The sequence below is a fragment of the Pseudoxanthobacter sp. genome, assembly GCF_036822375.1.
Classification (GTDB): domain Bacteria; phylum Pseudomonadota; class Alphaproteobacteria; order Rhizobiales; family Segnochrobactraceae; genus Pseudoxanthobacter.
On sequence record NZ_DAISHT010000158.1, the window covers coordinates 2,054 to 4,070 of the forward strand.

Genomic DNA, 2,017 nt, shown 5'->3' on the forward strand with positions numbered 1-2,017 from the left:
GAACGGGATAGGGCCGGAGGGGGGAAGGGCGGGGTGGGATAGGGTGGAAACGGGATGGGGCGGAAACACGGCCGGCCCGTTGCGCCCGGCCCCGCGCTGCCGCAGGGAACCGGGCGGCGGAAGCGAGCCGGGCGGAAGCGAGCCGGCGCGAACGACCACCGGCCCGCGACAGGGTGCGGGCAGACGGCGTATGATCGTCTTTCGACGATCATCTATAGCCTGCCGGACGCCCGGCGCGCAATCCGCCCGGACCGGAAATCGCAGAGGCCCGGATGGAGCCCCCCCGAATCCGGCTGTCCCTGAATCCGCGGACGGGCTGTTCCGGCCTTACATGTTGGGATAGGTCGGCCCGCCGCCGCCTTCCGGCGTCGTCCAGGTGATGTTGCGCGACGGATCCTTGATATCGCACGTTTTGCAGTGGACGCAGTTCTGGGCGTTGATCACGAAGCGCGGCGCGGTTTTCGCAGCCTCGTCGCCATAGACGATTTCATAGACGCCGGCCGGGCAGTAAAGCTGCGCCGGCTCGCCATAAACCGGCAGGTTCCGGACCACCGGCAGCGACGGGTCGGCGAGGCGCAGGTGAACCGGCTGGTCTTCCTCGTGGTTGGTGCTGGACAGGAACACCGACGACAGCCGGTCGAAGGTCAGCACGCCATCCGGCTTCGGATAGGTCTTGCGGGCGCCCGGCGGCAGGTCGGCGAGCGGCACCAGCGTGTCGCTGTCGGGCTTGCCGTGCTTCAGCGTGCCGAACAGGGAAAGCCCGAGCAGGCTGTTGGTCCACATGTCCAGCCCGCCCAGCGCGATGCCGGCAACGGTGCCGAAGCGCGACCACAACGGCTTGACGTTGCGCACCGGCCTGAGGTCGCGGCCGATGGCGGAGGTGCGCCAGCCGGCTTCATAGGCGCTCAGTTCATCGCCGCGCCGGTCTTCCGCCACCGCCGCGAAGGCGGCTTCCGCCGCCTGCATGCCGGACAGGATGGCATTGTGGCTGCCCTTGATGCGCGCCACGTTGACGAAACCGGCCGCGCAGCCGATCAGCGCACCGCCGGGGAAGGTGAGTCTGGGCACCGACTGGAACCCGCCCTCGGTGATGGCGCGAGCGCCGTAGGCGATGCGCTTGCCGCCGGCGAAGGTGTCGCGGATCAGCGGATGGGTTTTGAAGCGCTGGAATTCCTCGAACGGCGACAGCGTCGGGTTGGAATAGTTGAGGTGGACGACGAAGCCGACCGAGACCAGCCCGTCGCCGAAATGATAGAGGAACGAGCCGCCGCCGGTGCCGTTGTCGAGCGGCCAGCCGAAGGAGTGCTGCACCAGACCGGGGCGGAACCGGTCCGGCGCCACCTGCCAGAGTTCCTTCAGGCCAAGGCCGAATTTCTGCGGTTCGCGGCCCTCGCCAAGGCCGAAAAGCGCGATCGCCTGTCTGGAAAGCGAGCCGCGCGCGCCTTCCGCCAGCAGCGTGTAGCGGCCGCGCAGTTCCATGCCCGGCGCGAAATCTGCCTTCGGTTTGCCGTCGCGCCCCACGCCCATGTCGCCGGTGACGATGCCGGTCACCCGGCCCTCCCCGTCGCGCAGCAGCGCGGCCGCGGGAAAGCCCGGATAGATCTCCACGCCCAGCGCCTCCGCCTTTGCCGCCAGATAGCGGCAGACGGTGCCGAGCGAGCCGATGAAGTTGCCGTGATTGCTCATGAACGGCGGCATCAGCGCATTGGGCAGCCGCGTGGCGCCGCCGGCGTGCAGCCAGTAGAAGCGGTCGTCGGTGACCTCGGTGGTGAGCGGCCGGTCCTCGTCCTGCCGCCAGTCCGGCAGCAGCGCATCGAGGCCGACAGGGTCGATGACGGCGCCGGAGAGGATGTGGGCGCCGACCTCGGAGCCCTTCTCCACCACCACCACGGCGATGTCGCGGCCGGCCGCGGCGGCCAGTTCCTTCAGGCGGATGGCGGCGGCAAGCCCGGCCGGCCCGGCCCCGACAATCACCACGTCATAATCCGCGCTTTCGCGCTCGATCTCGCCCGTCATC

1 protein-coding gene is annotated in these 2,017 nt (G+C 69.4%); it reads right to left on the minus strand.

Annotated features, from left to right (window positions below; all coding sequences use genetic code 11):
- Positions 1-327: 327 nt before the first annotated feature.
- The gene (locus V7067_RS13280; protein ID WP_334176383.1) at positions 328-2,016 is read right to left on the minus strand and encodes an electron transfer flavoprotein-ubiquinone oxidoreductase; all 1,689 of its coding nucleotides are present in this window, start codon (positions 2,014-2,016) and stop codon (positions 328-330) included.
- Position 2,017 lies beyond the last annotated feature (1 nt).

What these genes read in the sequence shown, in the direction of transcription:
- V7067_RS13280 (WP_334176383.1), bottom strand. Translation starts at nt 2,016, where the DNA reads ATGACGGGCGAGATCGAGCGCGAAAGCGCGGATTATGACGTGGTGATT.